Source organism: Pseudomonas sp. PvP089 (assembly GCF_017875165.1).
In the GTDB taxonomy this organism is placed as follows: domain Bacteria; phylum Pseudomonadota; class Gammaproteobacteria; order Pseudomonadales; family Pseudomonadaceae; genus Aquipseudomonas; species Aquipseudomonas fortuita.
The window spans coordinates 3955946-3974802 of sequence record NZ_JAGGME010000001.1; the positions used below are offsets into that span (position 1 = coordinate 3955946).

Here is an 18857-nt window from a genome sequence, read left to right on the forward strand (position 1 = left end):
GGGCGTAATAGCCCGCATCATTTGGGGCCGCCTTGCGGCCCCAGGGATTCACCAGGTCAACACCGCACCCACCGCAAAGGTATCGGTGTCTTCGTTCTGCGCACGGGTGTCATGCCCGTCGATGGAAAACTGGTTGTACTCAGCCACCAGCTTCAGGTTGTCGTTCACATCATGGAACAGCGCCACGCCGCGGGTTTCATAGTCTGCCCCGCTGCCCACCGCGCCATTGCCATCGTCCTTGGTCTTGCCATAGGACAGCGCCACGCGGTTCTTGCCGAACGTGTACGAGCCCTGCAGCAGGTAGCCGTCACTGTCGACATTGCGCAACACCGGTTCGCCAGCGTTGTTGGTGAAGAACGGGTTGATACCCTTTGCCTGGAACCCCGAGCCGGTCAGCGACCAGCCCCCCATCTTGGCCTGCACGCCATAGCCGACACCTTTGGAGGTGACGGACTCCACCGTCGAATCGGTATTGTCCGAGGTCTGGTAGCTGCCGTTGACCCAGCTGTAGATCTGCGCCCCGCCCAGGTCGAACTGGTAGGTGATCTCGCTTTCGGTGCGCGGGTTTTCCTGGTAGGCCTTGCCGGTCGGGCTGCTGTCGTTGGTGTCTACCGGGTCCATGATGCCCACTGCTACTCGCAGGCCGTCCATCACCGGGGTGCGGTAGGTGATCTGCGAGGTGGGGAACGGGTACGGGTAACCACTGCCGATGTTGCCGAACGACACCCCGCCGCCGTCCACCAGCCCCAGCGTGTCGCTGACCTGGCCATACCCTGCCAGCAGCTCGTCCAGCAGGATGTTGGAGCGGGCAAACAGCCCGAAGTCCTTGCCGATCAACACCTCGCCCCACGCGGGGTTGGCCACGGTGCCGTAGAACTGCCGCACGTCGATGGCGGTGTCGGTGCCGTTGGTTTCACTGTCGTTGATGGTTACCCAGAACGAGGCACGCGCGCCGAGCTTCAGGTCATCCACCTGCTTGCCCATGTTGAAGCCCAGGTAGTTAGGCAAGAAGCCCATTTTCACCCGCGACTGGCGGCGGTCGAACTGTTCGCCCTCACGGTCGACCTTGCTGTTGACGTAGAAGGCATTGATGTAACCGTCGGTGGAAAACGTTGTCTGGTCCTTGTCGTACAGCATGATCTCGGCCTCGGCGACGCCGCTCAGGCCCAGGGCAGAAAAGCTGGCGATGGCGGCTGCGAGGAAACGAGGCGGCAGGTGCTTATTGTTGTTGTGCATGGCGCGCTCCAAACGGGGACAGGATGTCGGAGGCGATTATCGGAAGTGGCCAAATGGCCAGATACGCTGCTTTCGGGCGAGCGGGTAGCGGCCTTGGGCTGGCGAATGCGGCGTGATGATTTGGTCGCGGTACCAGGTCTGGCCAGGAGGCAAGACTTAGGGTGTACGCATGAATAGCAGGCGGGTATCAGTACATCTGTACGAACTGGGGCCGCCCTGCGGCCCCGTTGTTGCGCTGACCACTGCCCTCAGGAAGCAAGCGCCTGCGAGCGCTGGCGCTCGGGCATCTCATAGCGGTGCGGTTGCTGCCAGGCCAGCCGTGCTTGCACGTCGACCGCCGCGTCCATCACCTTCTGGGCCCAGTTTTCGTCTTTCGGGCACACCACCACTACGCGAAAACCATGGTCGACGCCCTCAAGCCGCACGCCTTCGGAATCATCGACATGCAGATCGATGTCGAACGCCGATGGCAACTTCGAAGGCGAATGCTCAAGGCCGTTCTGGGCCAGGATATGCTGGTGCCGGTCACTGTTGACCACACCATCGACATGGATGCCATAAAGCATCAGCCAGCGCCGGATGTAGGCCGGGGTGCGCCCCGACGAGGTATAGATCCAGATGCTGCAGCCCTGGCGGCGCAGGTCGCGGATCAGCGAGCGGGTGCCACTGCGCAGGGGCTCGCCCAACCAGCGATGGACGAAATTCGGCAGCTTGCTGTCTTCGGCGGCAGCGTGTTCGGGCAGGCAGGCGAGCGTGTCGTCGATATCGAACGAAATGCGTACCTGGCCACGCTTGAGCTTGCGTTCAAGGGCTTGGCGCCCGCGTGCGAACATGGAGTAACGTTGCATCAGCGGCGCCCCTCACAGACAGGCACAGGCGTGCCGCTCAGGAAGAACTTGCCGGGCTCAGGCGCCTTCTCTTCGAGGAAAGCGGCGTACTTTTTCTTGATCTTGGGGAGTTCGTACAAAGCCTTGACACCGTGTTTAGCGGAGTTGCGTATGACCGAGGACGGGTTGAAGTAACCCTCGGCGTTGTCCAGCGACAGCACGAAAGGCGGCAAGCCGGCACGCATCAGCAGGTAGCTGACAATGAGCGAACCTGTGCGGTTGTTGCCTTCGATGAACAACTGCGGCTTGCTGAGGATTCGTACATAAACACCGGCTGCCCGCTTCCAGATCGAATCGCTGCGGTACGAGCAGTACCAGTTGTACAAGTCCTTGATGCCACCTTCGACGTTGTTGAAAAAGTGCGCCTCGGTTGCGGCGAGGTGCGGGGCATATTCCAGGCGACGGGCCGGGTCGCTGCCGCACAGCACAGTGGCGTTGATTTCCAGCATCAGGTTCAGCTGCTGCAGGTCGAACAGGTCGATACCGCGAGCGACATAGTCGTCAATCAGTGCATAGCCTTCAAGTACGTTCAGCAGCACCTCGTCGGTAAACGGATCCCGCGGTTCGGTGAAATGCCGGCTGAGTTCGGCAAAGCGGCCTTGCACCTCGCGCAGTGCGCGCTCTACCGCTGAAAGATCAAGACGACGCGTTGCTCGCATTGGAAATCCCGGGTAACACTTTAACGGAAGGTAACGCGGCCGGTTGCTGCAACCTCCCTGGCTGCAACACCCGGCCACCTTGGCGTGCCTGACTCAGCTGAACTTGCCGCTGATGTAGTCGCTGGTCAGTTGCTCGCGTGGGTTCTGGAAAATCTGCGCCGTAGGGCCCATCTCGACCAGGTAACCGGTGCGGCTGCCCTGGGAAATATCGACCGAGAAGAACGCCGTGGTGTCCGCCACACGAATCGCCTGCTGCATGTTGTGGGTGACCAGGGCAATGGTGTAGTCCTTCTTCAGCTCGACCATCAGCTCTTCCACGCGACGGGTGGCAATCGGGTCGAGTGCCGAGCAGGGTTCGTCCAGCAGCAGCACTTCCGGTTCGGTGGCGATGGCGCGGGCAATGCATAGACGCTGCTGCTGGCCGCCGGACAGCGACAGGCCGCTGACCTTGAGCTTGTCCTTCACTTCGTCCCACAGCGCGGCGCCTTGCAAGGCGTGCTTCACGCGGTCACCCAGGTCGCCCTTGTAGCGGTTCAGGCGCAGGCCGAAGGCGACGTTGTCGAAGATGCTCATCGAGAACGGGTTGGGCTGCTGGAATACCATGCCGATGTAGCGGCGCACGACCACCGGGTCAACACCCTTGCCGTAGACATCCTGGCCCAGGAAGTGCACATGGCCTTCAAACCGGAAGCCCTTCACCAGGTCGTTCATGCGGTTGAGGCTACGCAGCACGGTACTCTTGCCGCAGCCCGACGGCCCGATGAAGCCGGTGATCTCGTTCTTCCTGATCGGCACATGGCTGTCACGCACGGCCATGAAGTTGCCGTAGAAAATCTTGTCCAGCTTGCAGTCCATGACGATCGGGGTGGCTTCATTGACCATGGGAGCGGCTCTTTGCGCAGTGGATACGTTCAAGTTGGATGCTCCCTTTCTCAATACTTGGGCTTGCCGAAGACTCGGCTCAGAATGTTGATGACCAGCACGATCATGACCAGCACCAGCGAGGCCGCCCAGGCGAGCTCGAGCTGGTTGTCGAATGGCATGCCGGAGAAGTTGTAAATCAGTACGGCGAGCGAAGCCGTAGGGTTCATGACCGCCAGGCTGCCGTCATGGTAGATCCAGTAGTTGCTGAACAATGCGGTGAACAGCAGCGGCGCGGTTTCGCCAGCGGCGCGGGCCACGGCCAGCATGACGCCGGTGAGGATGGCCGGCAGGCCGGTGGGCAGGACGATTTTCCAGATCACCTGAGCACGGGTGCAGCCCATGCCGTAAGCGGCGTCTTTCATGATCTTGGGCACCATCTTCATCGACTCTTCAGCAGTCAGCACCACGATCGGCAGCATCAGTACTGCCAAGGCCACACCGCCAGCCGGCGCCGAGTAGGTTCCGGTGGTCATCACCACCAGGGCGTAGGCAAACACCCCGGCCAGGATCGACGGCAGGCCGGTGAGCATCTTGGCGGCAAAGCGCGCGGCGTTGGCCAGCTTGCTGTCGGGGCCGAGTTCGGCCAGGAACACTGCTGCCAGGATACCGACCGGTACCGCGATGGCGGCGGCAATGCCGACCATGACGAAGGTACCGGCCATGGCGTTACCAAAACCGCCACCCATCTCGAAGCCGGTCGGCGGCAGCTCGGTGAACACTTCCAGACTCAGGCGTGCACCGCCGCGGGTGATCAGCATGTACAGCACGGAAATCAGCGGCACGCTGGCCACCAGCGCCGCGAGCCATGCCAGGGTGGTCAAAAGCACGCTGCGCAGGGCACGGCCTTCCAGCTTGCGTTGCAGGCTGGGCAATGCGGCTACAGGGGTCGTCAAGTCAGTCATTGTTTGTTACCACGCTGGGCGTAGAGCATGATCATCGAGCCGAGCACGTTCACCAGCAGAGTGATGAACATCAGGACCAGTGCCGCGTACATCAGCACTTCGACCTCGTTCGGGCCGGCTTCCGGGAAGTTCAGCGCCAGCAGCGCCGCCAGGGTGTTGGCCGGGGCGAACAAGGAAAGGGAAATGGTGTTGGCGTTGCCGACCAGCATGGCCAGTGCCATGGTTTCACCGAGCGCGCGGCCCAGGCCCAGTACCAGCGAACCAAAGATGCCAGTAGCAGCCGATGGCACCATCACCTTGAGGATGGCTTCCCAGTGGGTAGTGCCCATGCCGTAGGCAGCCTGCTTGGTTTTCATCGGTACGCTGGTCAGCGCATCCTGGGAAACGGCAGCGATGGTCGGCAGGATCATGATCGCCAGTACCAGCGCAGCAGGCAGCAGGCCGGGCCCGCTCAGGGAGGTGCCGAAAAACGGGATCCAGCCCAGCTCGCTGTTCAACCAGGCGGTCAGCGGGCGAATCGCCGGGATGACAACGTAGATGCCCCACAGGCCGTAGACCACGCTGGGGATGGCGGCGAGCAGTTCGACGATGGTGCGGAACACTGCGGCGAGCTTGGCCGGAAGGAAATCCTGGGTGAGGAAAATGGCCATGCTGACGCCGAAGAAACCGGCGATCAACAGGGCGATGAAGGCACTGTAAAGCGTGCCCCAGATCGCTGGCAGAATACCGTACTTGCCTTGGTTGACGTCCCAGACGCTGCCGAACAGCACGTCAAAGCCATGCTTTTCGATGCCGGGCAGTGCCTTGCGGCCCACTTCGTAGACCAGCGCGAAGACCAGCGCCAGTACCAGCACCACACCAATGCGTGCAAGCGCACGGAAGGTGCGATCGACCAGGAAGTCTTTCGCAGACGGTGGCTGGCACGCGGAATCGGGGTTATCCGGTATGGCAAAGGGTGTGTTCATGGGCAAGTTCCGGGACAAGGGACAAACACCCCCGGCATGGCTTCATGCCGATACCGGGAGCGCCTGGGTATTACTGGATGTTGGCAGACGCTTTACGCACCTGGTCGACAACCGACGCAGGCAGCGGGATGTAACCCATCGAGTCGGCGATGGTCTGGCCTTTGGTCAGGCTGTACTCGACCATTTCACGCATGGCCTTGGCTTTTGCCGGGTTGCCGTTGTCCTTGCGGAAGATCATCCAGGTGTAGGAAGTGATCGGGTAGGACTTGGCACCGTCCGGGTCAGGCAGCCAGGCCACCAGGTTTTCCGGCATGTTTACCGCAGCCAGTGCTTCGGCACCGCTCTCTGCGTTTGGCACGACGTATTGGCCAGCTTTGTTCTGCAGCACGGCGAAGTCGACCTTGGCCAGCTTGGCGAAGCCGTATTCGATGTAGCCGATGGCGCCCGGGGTCTGGCGGACGGTGGCGGTTACGCCATCGTTCTTCGGCGATTTGATGAACTTGTCGGTGGCCGGCCAGTTGACGGTGTTGCCCTCACCCAGCCCTTGCTTGAAGTCAGCGTTGATGGCCGACAGGTGCTTGGTGAAGACCGCAGTGGTACCGCTGGAGTCGGCACGCACGACCACAGTGATCGGGGTAGCTGGCAGTTTCAGCTCAGGGTTGGCCGCGGCGATTTGCGGGTCGTTCCACTGGGTGATCTTGCCCAGGAAGATGTTGGAGTACACCTCGCGCGGCAGCTTCAGCCCTTTAGGGTTGCCCGGCAGGTTGTAGGCCAGGACGATTTCACCGGCGGTCATTGGCAGCAACTGCACGCCTTCGCCAACCTTGGCAATGTCTGCTTCGCTCATGGCCGAGTCGCTGGCGGCGAAGTCGACGGTCTTGTTCAGGAAGTCCTGAACGCCCGCCCCGCTGCCCTTGGACTGGTAGTCAACGGTGACGCCAGCAGTGTTCTTGCTGAAGTCCTTGAACCAGGTCAGGTAGATCGGTGCAGGGAAGCTGGCGCCGGAACCTGTCAGGCGAACGTTTTCTGCAGCAAAGGCTGCCGAAGTGGCGCAAAGGGAGACCGCAACGGCGAGTGCAGCAGACTTCATCAGGCGTTTCATCAAAAAGTGCTCCTTGTGATGGCCGGCACACTTTGCATCAGCTGTGTTACAGCTTTGTGACTGTTGAGTGGCAGGCCGCACGGTAGAGCTTTTTGCCTGTGCCATGACGCACCGCTCGTCCATGGTCCGGCACTCTCGATGGACGCCTGGCCTCAACCGTGCAGGCAAATCCAGCAGGAGTGAACACCATGCCACGCGGTGACAAGGACAAATACACAGACAAACAGAAGCGCAAGGCCGAGCATATAGAGGAGAGTTACGAAGACAGGGGATTGTCGAAAGCAGAGGCCGAAGCCCGTGCCTGGGCCACCGTCAACAAACAGTCCGGAGGTGGCGACAAGAAGGGTGGCTCGGGGAGCCACACGGCTGCCAGCGAGAAGAAGACAGCCCGCTCCGACTCAGCCAAACGCGCGGCCAAGTCACGCCAGGGTCATTCGCGCAGTTCGGGTGTTTCTCTGGAAAGCCAGAGCAAGCAAAGCCTGATGAAGGAAGCGCGCAGCAAAGACATCAAGGGCCGCTCCACCATGACCAAGGCAGAGTTGGTAGAAGCGCTGCGCAAACAAGGTTGAGGGCTCGATGGCTGGCACCGGCTGCGCCGGTGCCATCATTAAAGCTATCCCGTCCCTTATCTGGGCTTCACCGAATCAGCCAATACCGACAATACCCGCTTCATCGCCTTCCTGGCTGCGGTTGCGGCACGCACACTCGAACTCGGCTTGGGCCCGTGTGACAAAGTTGAGGCTCAAGCGCATCTTTTCCTGGGTGTCGTAAAGGTCATAACCCTCTCCCAGGGCGGCGGGAAAGCCAAGACGCCGAGGGTAAACCTCTCGCTTTACTGGCACTGCGGGCACCACAACGAAGCGCGTCTGCATGATCGTCCCTCTTCGGCAGTGCTTAAGTATTAGTAGCCTTATGTCAAAGCATCAAGATGACTCATGCAATATTTTGGTTCATTTACCTACGCTCGCGGTAATGAGTGCGCAGAAACCCAACAGGCAGACAGCCCCGATGGCATCCACAGCGCATAAACACTCAAGGCATTGCTCATGGCTGACGCACCCCGGCAACGCCTCTGTTGACGAGATACAACAGCGGCCCCGCCGAAACGAACACAGCCGTCAGCAACAGGTAGGGCAGCAACGATATCCCCTTCCCGCCCCGCATACGGTTGTCCCTCACCATCCAGACGCAGGCCAGCCCCGCCATCAGATACAGGTCAATGACCACCTGAGCAGTGTCTGGCCGCGACAGCAGCGTTAGCCCGAACGCCAGCAGCGACTGCTCGGCAATCTGCATCGTCCAGCCGGTATACAGCGAAAACAGCACCAGCAACGCCAGCGCGCAGATACGCAAGCCCATCGTCCTTTCCTCTGTAGGGTTTGCCGGCACAGTAGTGATAGGGTTGCCTGCGCTCAATGACCTGTGAGGTCATGGACGCTGCAATCAAGGACGATAAGGATCAAGGCATGAGTCATCATCTGTTCCATCGCAAAAGCCCTGCGCCGGATACTTCGGCAGGCCAGCATCTGCGTCACTTGCGCCAGCAGGCCGGGCTCAGCCAGCTGGCGCTTTCGCTATTGGCTGGCGTATCGCAGCGCCACCTGAGCTGCCTGGAAACCGGGCGCGCCAAGGCCAGCCCTGGCACCTTGCATGCCCTGCTTTCGGCCCTTGGCGCGCCACTGGAGCACTGCAACGAAGTGTTCATTGCCGCCGGGTACGCGCCCCGCTACGCGGCCTCGCCGCTCGACGCGCCTGAACTGGCATTGGTGCATGCCGCCATCGAACACATCCTGCAGGCGAACAACCCTGCACCTGCAATCGTCATCGACAGCAACTGGCAGGTCATCGCTGCCAATGCCAGTACCGGCCTGCTGTTGGCGATGGTGGGTGTTGCGGCGCAGGCGGCGCCTGGCCTTAACCTTCTGGATACACTGCTGCGCCCTGGCGGCCTGGGCGATCATCTGGCCAATGCGCAGGAAATTCGTGCCGTTGCCTGGCAACGTGCATCCAGGGAGGCAGTGGGCAACCCGACGCTGGCAGAACACTTGCGCAATCTTCCAACCCCGGCCAACCCAGAACAGGCGGCAGGTATCGCGCCCGTGTTGCTGACCCGCGTGAGCACCCCCTATGGCGAGCTCAGGTTCCTGTCGACCTTCACCACCTTCGGCATGCCGCTGGATATCACCGTGGAATCACTGCGGATCGAGCACCTGATCCCCGCCGACCCACAAACCCGGCAGAGGATGCAGGCGGCGTTTGATCAATGGTCGGCGGTTACAGCGTGAACGACAGCGCCTGGCCAAGGAACCTGGCGCTAACCTGATGGCCTGTTTGATTCAGGTCGAACGGCTGGCACATGGCCCCCGTGGTCACCACATCACCTGCCTTCAATGTCTGGCCGCGTTCGGCAGCATGGGCATACAGGTGGGCCAGCGACACCAGCGGGTCGGTCGCAGCATCGCCAGACAAGCCGCGGGCGCGTAACTCGCCATCTACGTACACCTCGGTGGTCTCGGCCAGGTCTGCAAGCAAGGGTACGTTGATGCCTGCCCCAAGGCTGTTGCCCACGACCAACGCTTCAAAGCCCACGTTGTCCGCCACGAAGCTTGGCCAGCCGACGCGCTTGCGGTCGACGAAGCGTGAGCGCACCACCTCGAAAGTGACGCAGGTTGCGCGAATATCCTCGCTGGCCGGCAGGCGTCCCGCTTGCGGGGGGATATCGCGGTCAAGCACGAAGGCGATCTCGCATTCGATGGTCACAGGGGTCACGGCCGGCAGTTCGATGTGCACGCCATCCGCGTGGCAGCGCTTTGCTTCCAGTTGGCCAATCAGCGGCCGGGACAGGTTGGCCGCACGCATGCCTGCGGGGCTGCCGACACCCAGCTTCCACCCGGCACGCTGACCAGCGGCGGCGGCGAAGAACTGATCCTGGCTGTCATAGCCTTGTTTCAAGGTTTCGGGCCTGAGGCTGGCAGGCAGTTCCGTCAGCAATTCACCGCTGCGCCAGTGCTGCAGCAACAGGGCCGCGGTACGTTGGGGTACGAAAAGCGAACTGTTCATCAAGACCTCATGGAAATGGGCGATGCCGGGCAACCGATGCTAGGGCCTGGAATTGATAAGGATAAATATATTGTCATGATGCCTGGCATCACAAACCTTTATGAAACGACTTCTGGAAGCTGATGCGATCCTTGTGGGAGCGGCCTTGTGTCGCGATTGGGCCGCAACGCGGCCCCACCGGTCTCGACGGTCCTGCAAGGATCCTGGGGCCGCTCTTCGGCCCAATCGCGACACAAGGCCGCTCCCACAGGGATTGCACAGGCCTGACGATCACTGGTCAGCAGAAACCGGCTGCTTCAGCAGCAGCACATAAGCCATCGCTGCCACCGCCGCCACCGCAGCACTGATCAGGAACGCCGAGGCAAACGACCCGGTCTGCTGGATGCTGAACCCGGTCACGATCGGTGCCACCGAGCCTGCCAGGTAGCCACCAAAGTTCTGGATCGAGCCAAACGAGGCCACGCGCTGGCTATCGACCACAGTGTTGGCAATCATCCAGGCAGTCGAGCTGGCCATATTCACGCTGAACAGCGCGCAGCACAGCAGCGCCACGCTGAGCATGAAGCCGCTGCCGAACGACAGGGGAACGGTGAATGCCGCCGCCGCGAACAACGCCGTCACCACTACCCGCTTGCGGCTACCCAACACGCTGGCGCCGTTCTTCACCAGGCGGTCGCAGATGCGGCCCGCGACAATGGTGCCCAACGCGCCGAATACATAGGCCAGCGATACCACCCAGGCCGTCTGGTACAAGCTCAAGCCATGCTCACGTTCGAAGTAGCCCGGCAGCCAGGTAAGGTGCAGCCACAGCATGTAGATCACCCCCATGAAGCCCAGTACGGCGCCCCAGGTGCTCTTGTGGCGAAACAGCTCGGTCCAGGCCGCCAGTTGTGCCCGCAGGCTCGGCCTGGCGCTTGCCACCGGCTGTTTATGGGCCTGTGTCGCCAGCAGCCGCTCACGTTCCTCTGCAGGCAGCTCGGCCAGGTAACGCGCCTTGCTCTTGTAGAAGGCAAACCAGCAGGCGGCGACCAGGATGCCGAATACCCCGGTGACAATGAACATGCCGCGCCAGCCCCAGGTGATCATCAGCAGGGTCAGCAACGGTGGCGCCAGGCATGGCCCGATGCAGGTCGATGACAGCACGATGCCCGTCGGTGTGCCGCGCTTTTCGGCCTCGAACCACTCCGCCAGGGCTTTCGCGGCCGACGGGAACATCGGTGCTTCGCCAATCCCCAGCACCACCCTCAGGCCGATGAATGCGGAAAAACTGTTGATCAGGCCTGAGGCCGTCTGCGCCACTGACCAGCCCAGCAGTGCCGCCCCCAGCGAGATCTTGCTGCCCAGGCGGTCGATGATCATGCCCAGCGGCAGCTGCGAGAAGGCATACGCCAGGGAAAACGCTGACAGCAAAATGCCCATCTGCGACGGCGTGATGCCCATGTCGCGCTGGATAGACGTATTGGCGATCGACAGCGCACTGCGGTCGACGTAGTTGATGATGCCGATCACCAGCAACAGGCTGACGGTGATGACCTGGTACTTTTTGAACGGGTTCGGGCTGGCGACCGCTTCCCCCGAGGGGGCAAGCTCGGCTTGCGCATACTTGGTATTCATGGGCGTTCACTTTTGTTGTTATTGATTGAACAGCGGATTGGCGCCTTACATCGACGCTTCAAGCAACCCCTGGTAGTCCTCGGCAGACGCCTCACGCGGGTTGGTCCGATGGCTGTGATCGGCCAACGCGCCCTGGATTATGCGTGGGTACTGCTCTTCGCTGACACCCAGTTCGCGCAGGCCGGTCGGCAGGCCCAACGCGCGGGTCATGTCGCGGATGGCCTGTTCGATCTGGTTTTCGTCTGCCAGCCCCATCGCCTGGGCGATACGCGCCATCTTGTGCTCGTTCAGCACAGTTGCGGCCTTGCGGTTGAAGGTGATGACAGCAGGCAGGAAAATCGCGTTGAGGGTGCCATGGTGCAGGCGCGGGTTGATCCCGCCCAATGCATGGCTAAGGCTGTGCACGCAGCCCAGGCCCTTCTGGAAGGCCAGTGCACCTTGCAGCGAAGCGCTCATCATGTTGATACGGCCTTCTGGGTTCTGCGGGTCTCGGGTAGCGCTTTGGATAAAGCGCCAAGCGCGCCACAGGCCGTCCAGGGCGATGCCGTCTGCAGGTGGGTTGAATGCAGGCGCCATGAACGTTTCCAGGCAGTGAGCAATCGCATCCATCCCGGTGGCAGCGGTGAGTTGTGCAGGCAGGCCAAGGGTCAGCGCCGGGTCGCAGATGGCGGCCTTGGGCACCACATGGGGCGAAATCACGCCCACCTTGCGCCCGTCGTCGAGAATAAGGATGGCGCCCCGCCCTACCTCGCTGCCCGTCCCTGCCGTGGTTGGCACGGCAATCACCGGCGCGGTTGCCGGCGTGATTCGCGCCAGGCCACCCTCGATCACCGCAAAGTTTTTCAATGGCCCATCGTGCCTGGCACACACGGCCACACCTTTGGCCAGGTCGATCGCCGAGCCGCCGCCGATGGCGATGATGCCGTCACAGCCACACTCCTTGAACATGGCCACGGCTTCGCGCACCGCGGTCTCGTTGGGGTTGGGTGGGGTACCGTCATAGATCGGCAGTTGGGCAGCGCTGTCGGCAAAGGTGTTCAACGCCGTATCGACGATACCGGCAGCGCGCACGCCACGGTCGGTCACGATCAAAGGCTTGGTTATACCAATGCGCTCACATTCCGCAGGCAAAAGGGCAATGGCGCCGATATCGAACTGGATCTGGGTGATGTAGTTGATCAGGGACATAAGGCTCAGCAGGCTCCTGGCTTTGTTTTTCTGGGCGGTTTAGCCGCACTGGATGCGACACTGTGCAGCGCCAGTATAGGAATGCGCGCCTGGCCATGGTATTGAGAACAATCCATATCGGTATAACCAGGACGCATACCAGATGACCCCGTCACTCAATTCGATCATGTCCAGGCTGCACGCCCGTCACCTGCGCCTGCTCATCGAGCTGGACGAGCACCGCTCGCTGCTGGGTGCGGCTGGCAGCGTCGGGCTTACCCAGCCCGGTGCCAGCAAGGCGCTGCAGGAAATCGAAACCACCTTCGGCACGGTGCTGTTCAACCGCACCAACCGCGGGCTGGAGCCCACTGCCGCCGGGCACTGCGCCATCCGCTACGCGCGCGTGGTGCAAACCGATATTTCCAACCTGCGCCATGACCTGGATGCCATCCTGCGCGGTGTGGGCGGCCGGCTGGCGGTGGGCGCCATCATGGGCGCCGTGCCCTTGCTGATGCGGGCCGTATCACAGCTGGCCAGTATCCAGCCGCAGATGTCGTTCGAGATCATCGAAGACACCAGCCAGTCGCTGCTGGCACAGATCGAAAGCGGCCGGCTGGACATGGCCCTGTGCCGCACCAGTGTCAGCAACGCGCCGCAGCTGTTTGCCAGCACCTTTGTCCATGATGAGACGCTGGCGGTCATCGCCAATGTCGACCACCCGCTCAAACACGCCCAAACCGTCAGCCTTGCCGAGTTGGCCGAAAGCCGCTGGATCGTATACCGGGCCAACATGCCGATGCGCGTGCAACTGGAGCGTGAATTCCACGACGCCGGGCTGCGCTTCCCGCTGCACCTGGTTGAAACCACCTCGATCCTGGCGACCTTGTCGCTGCTGCAGGACCGCCCCGACTTTGTGGCGTTGGTGTCGATTGACGTGGCCCGGCAATGCGCGATGAACCAGCAAGTACGCATGCTGCCCCTGGCCATGGGCTCGGTCAGCGACCCTTACGAGTTGGTCACTCGCAAAGGCAGCCAAGCGACACCGGCCATGGACAAACTTAGCGAGCTGCTTTTGCAGGGCGGACAGCCCAGTAGCAGTTAGGCGTGTTGCAGAACGCGCCAGGCGAGCCTGAGCCAAAGCACGACTACACCGGCAGCTCGGTGGTCAGCTTGATCTTTTCCATCGGCACTTCGGTCTTGACGTTCTGCACCACGCTCAGGCTGGTCAGGTGCTTGATCTGGAAGCGTCGATAGGCTTCCAGGTCTGCCGCCACCACCTGCAACAGCAAGTCGCAATCGCCCGCCATCACATGGCACTCCACCACTTCGGGTAACTGGCGCACGGCTTCGACGAACGCGTCGGTGGTGTCCTGGTCCTGGCGCTTGAGCCACACCCGCACGAACAGGGTGAGGCCCAGCGCGACCTTGGCCGGGTCCTAGCGCTCCATTGGAATAATTTACCTCCACTGGAGGTGACCATGAATACCCTTGAACCTGTACTGAACGATCCCCCTGCCACCACGCCGCAAAGCGAACTGCGCCGTGGTGCCGTTGCCGCCCTGCCGGTGCTGCTGGGGTTCATCCCTTGTGCCCTGGTACTCGGCGCGCAGGCTTCCCAGCACCAGCTGGCAGCAGGCGAAGTGGCTCTGATGACAGGCCTTAACTTCGGTGGCGGCTCGGAGTTTGCCGCTGTCGAGCTGTGGACCTCACCGCCGGCAATATGGGTGATTATCGCCATGACCCTGCTGGTCAACAGCCGCCACCTGCTGATGGGCGCAACCCTGGCGCCGTACATGCGCCACCTGCCGCTGCCAAAGGCATTGGGGGCGCTGTTCTTCATGTGTGACGAAAGCTGGGCCATGGGCCTGGCCGATGCGCGCCAGCGCGGCGGGTTCAGCCTGCGCTATTTCATGGGTGTGTCGCTGTGCCTGTGGGCCACCTGGGTCACGTTCACCAGCCTCGGCGCGCAGGTTGGGCCGCTGCTCGGCGACCTGCGCAGCTATGGCTTCGACATGGCCTTTGCCGCGGTCTTCCTGGTGCTGCTCAAGGGCATGTGGAAAGGCGTACACGCCGCCGTGCCCTGGCTGTTCAGCCTGCTCACCGCCGCACTGTTCTACCTGCTGATTCCCGGTGGCTGGTACGTGCTCGCGGGCACCGTGGCCGGCCTGGTCACTGCTTACCTATGGGCCAAACCATGATTGACCTTCCTACACTGGTCACCCTCGTGGGCATGGCCGTGGTCACCTACCTGACCCGTGCGCTGGGCTTTTTACTGCTGCGCAACCGCACCCTTGGGCCGCAACTGACGCAGGCGCTGAACGCCGCGCCCGGCTGCGTGCTGATTGCCGTAATCGCACCCAAGTTCGTTTCCGGGCACCCGGCCGACCTGATTGCGCTGGGGCTTACGGTGTACGCAGCAACGCGGTTTTCCCTCTTGCCGGTGGTGGTATTTACCATCGTGATGACGGGGGGGCTGCGCCTGTTGCTGCCGGCATGATCCGCTGCGGCATCTACGCTCCATTGACTCAAATCAAGCCCTCGCGCCGGGTTCGCGCGACGATGGCTGCAAGCAAGGAATGACTCAAGCACCGCCAGGCGCACAGTGCACAACCGTCGAACACTGCGCGCGGCCATGGACAAGGAGCCCCACATGAACCCGCTGAAACACATACTGGTAGCCACCGACCTGTCCCCCCATGCCCGCAACGCGGCAGAGCGCGCTGCCTACCTGAGCAACGCGCAACAGGCCTCACTGGACCTGCTCTACGTTGCCAACCCGGCCCCCTTCAAGCGCCTCAAGCAGTTGGTGGCGCCTGATGACGACCTGTTGAAGCGGGTACTGGACAGCGCCGGCGAAAAAACCCGCGCACTGGCAGCCCTGCTGTTCCAGCGCTACAACATTTCCGCGGGTGTGCAGGTCGCCAGCGGGTCGGTGATCACGGAAATCACCCGGGTGGTGCAGGACAAACACAGCGACCTGCTGGTATGCGGCGCCAAGGGCCAGAGCGTGGCGCGGCGCCTGCTGCTGGGTTCGACCGTGCAGAAAATGCTCAACCACATGCCCTGCCCTTTGCTGGTGGTCAAGCCGGCGCCTCGTGATGCCTATCGCACTGTGCTGGTGCCGGTCGATTTCTCTCCCGCTTCGCTGCGCGCCATCAAACTGGCCAGGGCCATTGCCCCACAGGCCGAAATCATTCTGCTCCATGTGTACGAAGCCCCGTTCGAAGGCAGCGTGCGTTTCGCCCATATCGACTACGACACCCTCACCCACTACCGCAATGTCATCCGCAAGGACGCACAGGCACAACTCGCTGCATTGAGTGAGGCCGCGGGCATTGCCGATGCACGGCAGATTCTGGAGCACGGTGACCCTGGCTGGCGCATTGCCGAGCAGGAACAGGCGCTGGAGTGCGACCTGATCGTAGTCGGCAAGCAGGGTGCGAGCGCGCTGGAGGAGCTGTTGGTTGGCAGCGTTACCAAGCATGTACTGAACGAATCGCAGTGTGATGTGCTGGTCACGCCCTAGCACGCAAGACCAGGCGGGCCGCCCCCCTCAGGGGGCTGCCCGGCCTGCGTGCAGCATCACCAAGTCCCGATGTACATCCGCCCCGCACTGGAACGTGGTTTCACCCACCACTGCAAAGCCGTTGCGCAAGTAGAAAGCAATAGCCCGGCTGTTGCTGTCATTGACCGTCAACCGCAGAGCCCCCACAACGCCCTGCAGCACATCAGCCATCAGCCGCTGGGCCACACCCGCCCCGTGGTATTCGGGCAGCACGTAGCATTTGCTGAGCTCGGCGATGCCATCGGCAGCCGGAATGCCCAGGGGCTCTGGGGCAAGGTTGACCAGGCTGTAGCCGACGACCGTACGGCGCATCAGGCCTACCGACAGGCGCATTTCCGGTTCCCGGTTCAAGCGTTCAAAGTCGGCTGGCATCAACGCGCCTTGGATGTAGGCGCTAATTTCCGTCGCAGGCGTATTCGCCGGGCAAGCCAGCGCAAAAGTGCGTGCCGCGACCTGGCTGATCGCATCACAATCCGCGGCCGTCGCCTGCCTGATCAAAAAATGCATGAGTTTGGCCCTGGTGTATAAATGGCAGCCTTGCAACGGCTGAAGAAAAGCATAACACTCGCTATATACTTTTCTATACATCGATTCTCAAAAAGCCCAGATGAAACCGTGATGTACGCCCAACCCGACCTGCCACACACGACCAGCGAGGGTGCTGACGCCACTTTCGGCTCGGTCGACCACGCGCTGGGCAACCCCGGTATCCGGCGCAAGAATCACAAGCTTATTCTGCAGGCGGCCAGCGAAGCGTTTGCCGTCACCGGCTTCACCGCCACCCATTCGCACGAAATTGCCGAGCGCGCCGGGTTGCCCAAGGCCAATCTCTATTACTACTTCCAGACAAAAGAGAATTTGTACGTCCAGGTGCTGATGAGCTTCATCGAGCCGCTGGTCAGGGCCTCGGCAGCGTTGCGAAAAAGCGACGACCCGATAGTGGGCCTGCGGGCCTATGTCAAAGCCCGGATACGCATCATTCGAGAGCACCCGTTCAGCGCCGCCGTGTTCAGCCAGGAGTTGCTCTCAGGCGGCAAACGCCTACCTGAGGTGTGCAAGAGCATGCTGCAGGAGGAAGCCAGGCGCAACGTCGCCTGCCTGCGCAACTGGATCGAGGATGGCCGGCTGGCGCCCTGTGACCCTGAACACCTGATGATTTTCATCTGGTCGGCAACGCGTACCTATACCAATCTTGCCTGGCAAATGTCGCAGCTCAGAGGCGTGGCTATACCTGACAAGTTGGACTTTGATCGCGCCACCCGCACGGTCACCCAGATGGTGCTGGGCGGTGTCTTACCGGTGAAGCAAACGGCTGTGACACCGCCCTGAAACTGGCTTCGTGGCCCCACAACGCAATAGTTTCCGCTCTAAACCAGGGGTTTCATCGATTACGCTGATGATGACTATCAAGCGGCCTGCCTGTCGGCCTGGCAAGGCCATCCCTATAATCGCCTGCAAATCCCTCCGCTCCTGCGCCTGCTACAGGCGCCATCCCTCATGGAACCGACCCCCATGCCAAGCAACCGCCAGGCCCCTCGCGGCCTTCCCGAACATAATCAGCAGAGCGTCACACAGCAATGGCTGGCAATCCTCTCGGTCGCCGTGGGTGCCTTCGCCCTGGTCACCAGCGAGTTCCTCCCGGTGGGGGTGCTCAACGATGTGGCCAGTGACCTCGGCATCAGTGCAGGCCTTGCCGGCCTGATGGTGACTTTGCCCGGTATCATGGCCGCGCTGGCCGCGCCGTTGATTTCCGTGGGGGTCGGCGCGCTGGACCGGCGCTACCTGCTGATCGGCCTGACGCTGATCATGATCATCGCCAACACCATCGTGGCCTACGCCGTCGACTTCAATTTGCTGTTGGTCGGCCGCGTGCTGCTGGGTGTCAGTATCGGTGGTTTCTGGGCAACCGCCATCGCCCTCAGCGGCCGCCTGGCCCCCGACGGCATGGGCGTAGCCAAGGCCAACTCGATCATCATGGCCGGCGTAACCCTGGCGACCGTAGTGGGCGTGCCCGTGGGCACCTGGCTGAGCGGCCTGATGGGCTGGCGCATGACGTTCCTGGTCACCGCACTGGTGGGCATACCTGTGCTGCTGGCGCAGGTATTCCTGCTGCCGCGGCTGCTGCCGGAAAAGGCCATTCGCATCAGCGACCTGCCGGCCTTGTTCATCAACCCACAAGCGCGGGTCGGGCTGATTGCCGTGCTGCTGATCGGCCTGGCGCACTTTGCCGCGTACACCTATGTTGCCCCGTTCTTCAAACAGAATGCCGGCTTTGACGGGCCTACGATTGGATCGCTGTTGCTGCTGTATGGCGTCGCCGGGTTCATGGGTAACATTTTCGCGGGCTACGCTGCCAACCGCAGCGTGCGGCATACCCTGATGCTGGTTGCGCTGATGATTGCTGTCAGCACCGCCCTGTTCCCGCACTTCGCCACCGGCATGACGGGCGCTGCCATGCTGATCGCGCTGTGGGGCTTCGCTTTCGGTGCGTTCCCGGCCTGCGCCAACATCTGGATGTTCGTGGTGGCACCTAAGGATGTTGAACGTGGCATGCCGCTGTTCGTAGCCATGTTCCAGGTGATCATTGCGCTGGGCTCTTTCTTCGGCGGGCAGGTGGTCGACCATATGGGCACGGCGGTGCTGCTGAGCCTGGCTACCGCGTTGGTGGGCTGTGGTTTTGTCACCGTGCTGGTGCTGGGGCGCAACGTGAGCAATAACCTTGCTGCGCAGCCGGGCTGAGCAGCTCGGCACCGAGGCGCCGCAAGTACAGCGCCGG

Annotated in this window: 21 protein-coding genes and 1 pseudogene; 8 read left to right on the plus strand and 14 right to left on the minus strand. The window is 61.9% G+C overall.

Annotated elements, in window-relative coordinates:
- Window positions 1-48 precede the first annotated feature (48 nt).
- The 7 genes from J3A71_RS18145 to pstS form a co-directional block, all read right to left on the minus strand.
- The gene (locus tag J3A71_RS18145; protein WP_096425947.1) at window positions 49-1236 is read right to left on the minus strand and encodes a porin; all 1188 of its coding nucleotides are present in this window, start codon (window positions 1234-1236) and stop codon (window positions 49-51) included.
- 248 nt (window positions 1237-1484) lie between these two features.
- The gene (locus J3A71_RS18150; protein WP_016486169.1) at window positions 1485-2084 is read right to left on the minus strand and encodes a hypothetical protein; all 600 of its coding nucleotides are present in this window, start codon (window positions 2082-2084) and stop codon (window positions 1485-1487) included.
- Window positions 2084-2782, minus strand: coding sequence for a hypothetical protein (locus J3A71_RS18155; protein WP_016486168.1), 699 nt, complete (start codon window positions 2780-2782; stop codon window positions 2084-2086). The genes J3A71_RS18150 and J3A71_RS18155 overlap by 1 nt, the downstream gene beginning before the upstream one ends.
- A gap of 93 nt (window positions 2783-2875) precedes the next feature.
- Window positions 2876-3664, minus strand: coding sequence for a phosphate ABC transporter ATP-binding protein PstB (pstB, locus tag J3A71_RS18160; protein WP_016486167.1), 789 nt, complete (start codon window positions 3662-3664; stop codon window positions 2876-2878).
- 50 nt (window positions 3665-3714) lie between these two features.
- On the minus strand, window positions 3715-4608 hold the full coding sequence (gene pstA / locus J3A71_RS18165) for a phosphate ABC transporter permease PstA (protein WP_016486166.1): 894 nt from the start codon (window positions 4606-4608) through the stop codon (window positions 3715-3717).
- Complete coding sequence (gene pstC, locus J3A71_RS18170; RefSeq protein ID WP_016486165.1) at window positions 4605-5573, minus strand: phosphate ABC transporter permease subunit PstC; 969 nt, start codon at window positions 5571-5573, stop codon at window positions 4605-4607. The genes pstA and pstC overlap by 4 nt, the downstream gene beginning before the upstream one ends.
- Window positions 5574-5643: 70 nt before the next feature.
- A complete protein-coding gene (gene pstS / locus J3A71_RS18175; RefSeq protein WP_016486164.1) occupies window positions 5644-6675 on the minus strand; it encodes a phosphate ABC transporter substrate-binding protein PstS in 1032 nt (343 codons plus the stop codon).
- Window positions 6676-6863: 188 nt separating this feature from the next.
- On the opposite strand from pstS, the gene J3A71_RS18180 reads away from it, so the two are divergent.
- Window positions 6864-7244 carry a hypothetical protein gene (locus J3A71_RS18180; RefSeq protein WP_060516778.1) on the plus strand — a complete coding sequence of 127 codons (381 nt, stop codon included), beginning with the start codon at window positions 6864-6866 and terminating at the stop codon, window positions 7242-7244.
- Window positions 7245-7319: 75 nt separating this feature from the next.
- On the opposite strand, the gene J3A71_RS18185 is transcribed toward J3A71_RS18180, so the two are convergent.
- The gene (locus J3A71_RS18185; protein ID WP_016486162.1) at window positions 7320-7547 is read right to left on the minus strand and encodes a hypothetical protein; all 228 of its coding nucleotides are present in this window, start codon (window positions 7545-7547) and stop codon (window positions 7320-7322) included.
- A gap of 172 nt (window positions 7548-7719) precedes the next feature.
- Entirely contained in the window at window positions 7720-8034 is a 315-nt protein-coding gene (locus tag J3A71_RS18190; protein ID WP_016486161.1) for a DUF2834 domain-containing protein, read from the minus strand.
- 107 nt (window positions 8035-8141) lie between these two features.
- Here J3A71_RS18190 and J3A71_RS18195 point away from each other — a divergent pair, with 107 nt between their 5' ends.
- Entirely contained in the window at window positions 8142-8960 is an 819-nt protein-coding gene (locus J3A71_RS18195) for a helix-turn-helix domain-containing protein (protein WP_024717800.1), read from the plus strand.
- On the opposite strand, the gene J3A71_RS18200 is transcribed toward J3A71_RS18195, so the two are convergent.
- From J3A71_RS18200 to J3A71_RS18210, 3 genes are all read right to left on the minus strand, one after another.
- Window positions 8950-9735, minus strand: coding sequence for a fumarylacetoacetate hydrolase family protein (locus J3A71_RS18200; RefSeq protein ID WP_016486159.1), 786 nt, complete (start codon window positions 9733-9735; stop codon window positions 8950-8952). The two genes, J3A71_RS18195 and J3A71_RS18200, sit on opposite strands and share 11 nt — an antisense overlap.
- A 270-nt stretch (window positions 9736-10005) precedes the next feature.
- Window positions 10006-11349: an MFS transporter gene (locus J3A71_RS18205; protein ID WP_016486158.1), complete on the minus strand. Its 1344-nt coding sequence runs from the start codon at window positions 11347-11349 to the stop codon at window positions 10006-10008.
- Between the two features lie 45 nt (window positions 11350-11394).
- Window positions 11395-12537, minus strand: coding sequence for an iron-containing alcohol dehydrogenase (locus tag J3A71_RS18210; protein ID WP_096425946.1), 1143 nt, complete (start codon window positions 12535-12537; stop codon window positions 11395-11397).
- Window positions 12538-12679: 142 nt separating this feature from the next.
- Here J3A71_RS18210 and J3A71_RS18215 point away from each other — a divergent pair, with 142 nt between their 5' ends.
- Complete coding sequence (locus J3A71_RS18215; RefSeq protein WP_096425945.1) at window positions 12680-13618, plus strand: LysR family transcriptional regulator; 939 nt, start codon at window positions 12680-12682, stop codon at window positions 13616-13618.
- Window positions 13619-13661: 43 nt separating this feature from the next.
- Here J3A71_RS18215 and J3A71_RS18220 read toward each other — a convergent pair.
- Window positions 13662-13952: pseudogene (locus J3A71_RS18220) on the minus strand (Lrp/AsnC family transcriptional regulator); the annotation flags it as partial.
- Between the two features lie 42 nt (window positions 13953-13994).
- Here J3A71_RS18220 and J3A71_RS18225 point away from each other — a divergent pair.
- The 3 genes from J3A71_RS18225 to J3A71_RS18235 all read left to right on the plus strand — a co-directional run bounded on the left by J3A71_RS18225 (window position 13995) and on the right by J3A71_RS18235 (window position 16042).
- Window positions 13995-14714 (plus strand): AzlC family ABC transporter permease, encoded by a 720-nt coding sequence (locus tag J3A71_RS18225; protein ID WP_096425944.1) that lies wholly within the window; start codon window positions 13995-13997, stop codon window positions 14712-14714.
- Complete coding sequence (locus J3A71_RS18230; protein ID WP_096426952.1) at window positions 14711-15013, plus strand: AzlD family protein; 303 nt, start codon at window positions 14711-14713, stop codon at window positions 15011-15013. The genes J3A71_RS18225 and J3A71_RS18230 overlap by 4 nt, the downstream gene beginning before the upstream one ends.
- A 153-nt stretch (window positions 15014-15166) precedes the next feature.
- On the plus strand, window positions 15167-16042 hold the full coding sequence (locus tag J3A71_RS18235) for a universal stress protein (protein ID WP_096425943.1): 876 nt from the start codon (window positions 15167-15169) through the stop codon (window positions 16040-16042).
- A 27-nt stretch (window positions 16043-16069) separates the two neighbouring features.
- On the opposite strand, the gene J3A71_RS18240 is transcribed toward J3A71_RS18235, so the two are convergent.
- Window positions 16070-16453 (minus strand): GNAT family N-acetyltransferase, encoded by a 384-nt coding sequence (locus tag J3A71_RS18240; RefSeq protein ID WP_231995325.1) that lies wholly within the window; start codon window positions 16451-16453, stop codon window positions 16070-16072.
- Window positions 16454-16699: 246 nt separating this feature from the next.
- Between J3A71_RS18240 and J3A71_RS18245 the strand changes: the two genes are divergently transcribed.
- Window positions 16700-17410, plus strand: a complete 711-nt coding sequence (locus J3A71_RS18245; protein WP_096425942.1) for a TetR/AcrR family transcriptional regulator — start codon at window positions 16700-16702, stop codon at window positions 17408-17410.
- 183 nt (window positions 17411-17593) lie between these two features.
- A complete protein-coding gene (locus J3A71_RS18250; protein WP_024717803.1) occupies window positions 17594-18820 on the plus strand; it encodes an MFS transporter in 1227 nt (408 codons plus the stop codon).
- The last annotated feature ends 37 nt before the right edge of the window (window positions 18821-18857 follow it).

What these genes read in the sequence shown, in the direction of transcription:
- pstS (WP_016486164.1), bottom strand. Translation starts at nt 6,675, where the DNA reads ATGAAACGCCTGATGAAGTCTGCTGCACTCGCCGTTGCGGTCTCCCTT.
- J3A71_RS18210 (WP_096425946.1), bottom strand. Translation starts at nt 12,537, where the DNA reads ATGTCCCTGATCAACTACATCACCCAGATCCAGTTCGATATCGGCGCC.
- J3A71_RS18180 (WP_060516778.1), top strand. Translation starts at nt 6,864, where the DNA reads ATGCCACGCGGTGACAAGGACAAATACACAGACAAACAGAAGCGCAAG.
- J3A71_RS18185 (WP_016486162.1), bottom strand. Translation starts at nt 7,547, where the DNA reads ATGCAGACGCGCTTCGTTGTGGTGCCCGCAGTGCCAGTAAAGCGAGAG.
- pstB (WP_016486167.1), bottom strand. Translation starts at nt 3,664, where the DNA reads ATGGTCAATGAAGCCACCCCGATCGTCATGGACTGCAAGCTGGACAAG.
- J3A71_RS18190 (WP_016486161.1), bottom strand. Translation starts at nt 8,034, where the DNA reads ATGGGCTTGCGTATCTGCGCGCTGGCGTTGCTGGTGCTGTTTTCGCTG.
- J3A71_RS18215 (WP_096425945.1), top strand. Translation starts at nt 12,680, where the DNA reads ATGACCCCGTCACTCAATTCGATCATGTCCAGGCTGCACGCCCGTCAC.
- J3A71_RS18205 (WP_016486158.1), bottom strand. Translation starts at nt 11,349, where the DNA reads ATGAATACCAAGTATGCGCAAGCCGAGCTTGCCCCCTCGGGGGAAGCG.
- J3A71_RS18240 (WP_231995325.1), bottom strand. Translation starts at nt 16,453, where the DNA reads ATGCCAGCCGACTTTGAACGCTTGAACCGGGAACCGGAAATGCGCCTG.
- J3A71_RS18230 (WP_096426952.1), top strand. Translation starts at nt 14,711, where the DNA reads ATGATTGACCTTCCTACACTGGTCACCCTCGTGGGCATGGCCGTGGTC.
- J3A71_RS18200 (WP_016486159.1), bottom strand. Translation starts at nt 9,735, where the DNA reads ATGAACAGTTCGCTTTTCGTACCCCAACGTACCGCGGCCCTGTTGCTG.
- J3A71_RS18225 (WP_096425944.1), top strand. Translation starts at nt 13,995, where the DNA reads ATGAATACCCTTGAACCTGTACTGAACGATCCCCCTGCCACCACGCCG.
- pstC (WP_016486165.1), bottom strand. Translation starts at nt 5,573, where the DNA reads ATGAACACACCCTTTGCCATACCGGATAACCCCGATTCCGCGTGCCAG.
- pstA (WP_016486166.1), bottom strand. Translation starts at nt 4,608, where the DNA reads ATGACTGACTTGACGACCCCTGTAGCCGCATTGCCCAGCCTGCAACGC.
- J3A71_RS18145 (WP_096425947.1), bottom strand. Translation starts at nt 1,236, where the DNA reads ATGCACAACAACAATAAGCACCTGCCGCCTCGTTTCCTCGCAGCCGCC.
- J3A71_RS18235 (WP_096425943.1), top strand. Translation starts at nt 15,167, where the DNA reads ATGAACCCGCTGAAACACATACTGGTAGCCACCGACCTGTCCCCCCAT.
- J3A71_RS18155 (WP_016486168.1), bottom strand. Translation starts at nt 2,782, where the DNA reads ATGCGAGCAACGCGTCGTCTTGATCTTTCAGCGGTAGAGCGCGCACTG.
- J3A71_RS18150 (WP_016486169.1), bottom strand. Translation starts at nt 2,084, where the DNA reads ATGCAACGTTACTCCATGTTCGCACGCGGGCGCCAAGCCCTTGAACGC.
- J3A71_RS18245 (WP_096425942.1), top strand. Translation starts at nt 16,700, where the DNA reads ATGTACGCCCAACCCGACCTGCCACACACGACCAGCGAGGGTGCTGAC.
- J3A71_RS18250 (WP_024717803.1), top strand. Translation starts at nt 17,594, where the DNA reads ATGCCAAGCAACCGCCAGGCCCCTCGCGGCCTTCCCGAACATAATCAG.
- J3A71_RS18195 (WP_024717800.1), top strand. Translation starts at nt 8,142, where the DNA reads ATGAGTCATCATCTGTTCCATCGCAAAAGCCCTGCGCCGGATACTTCG.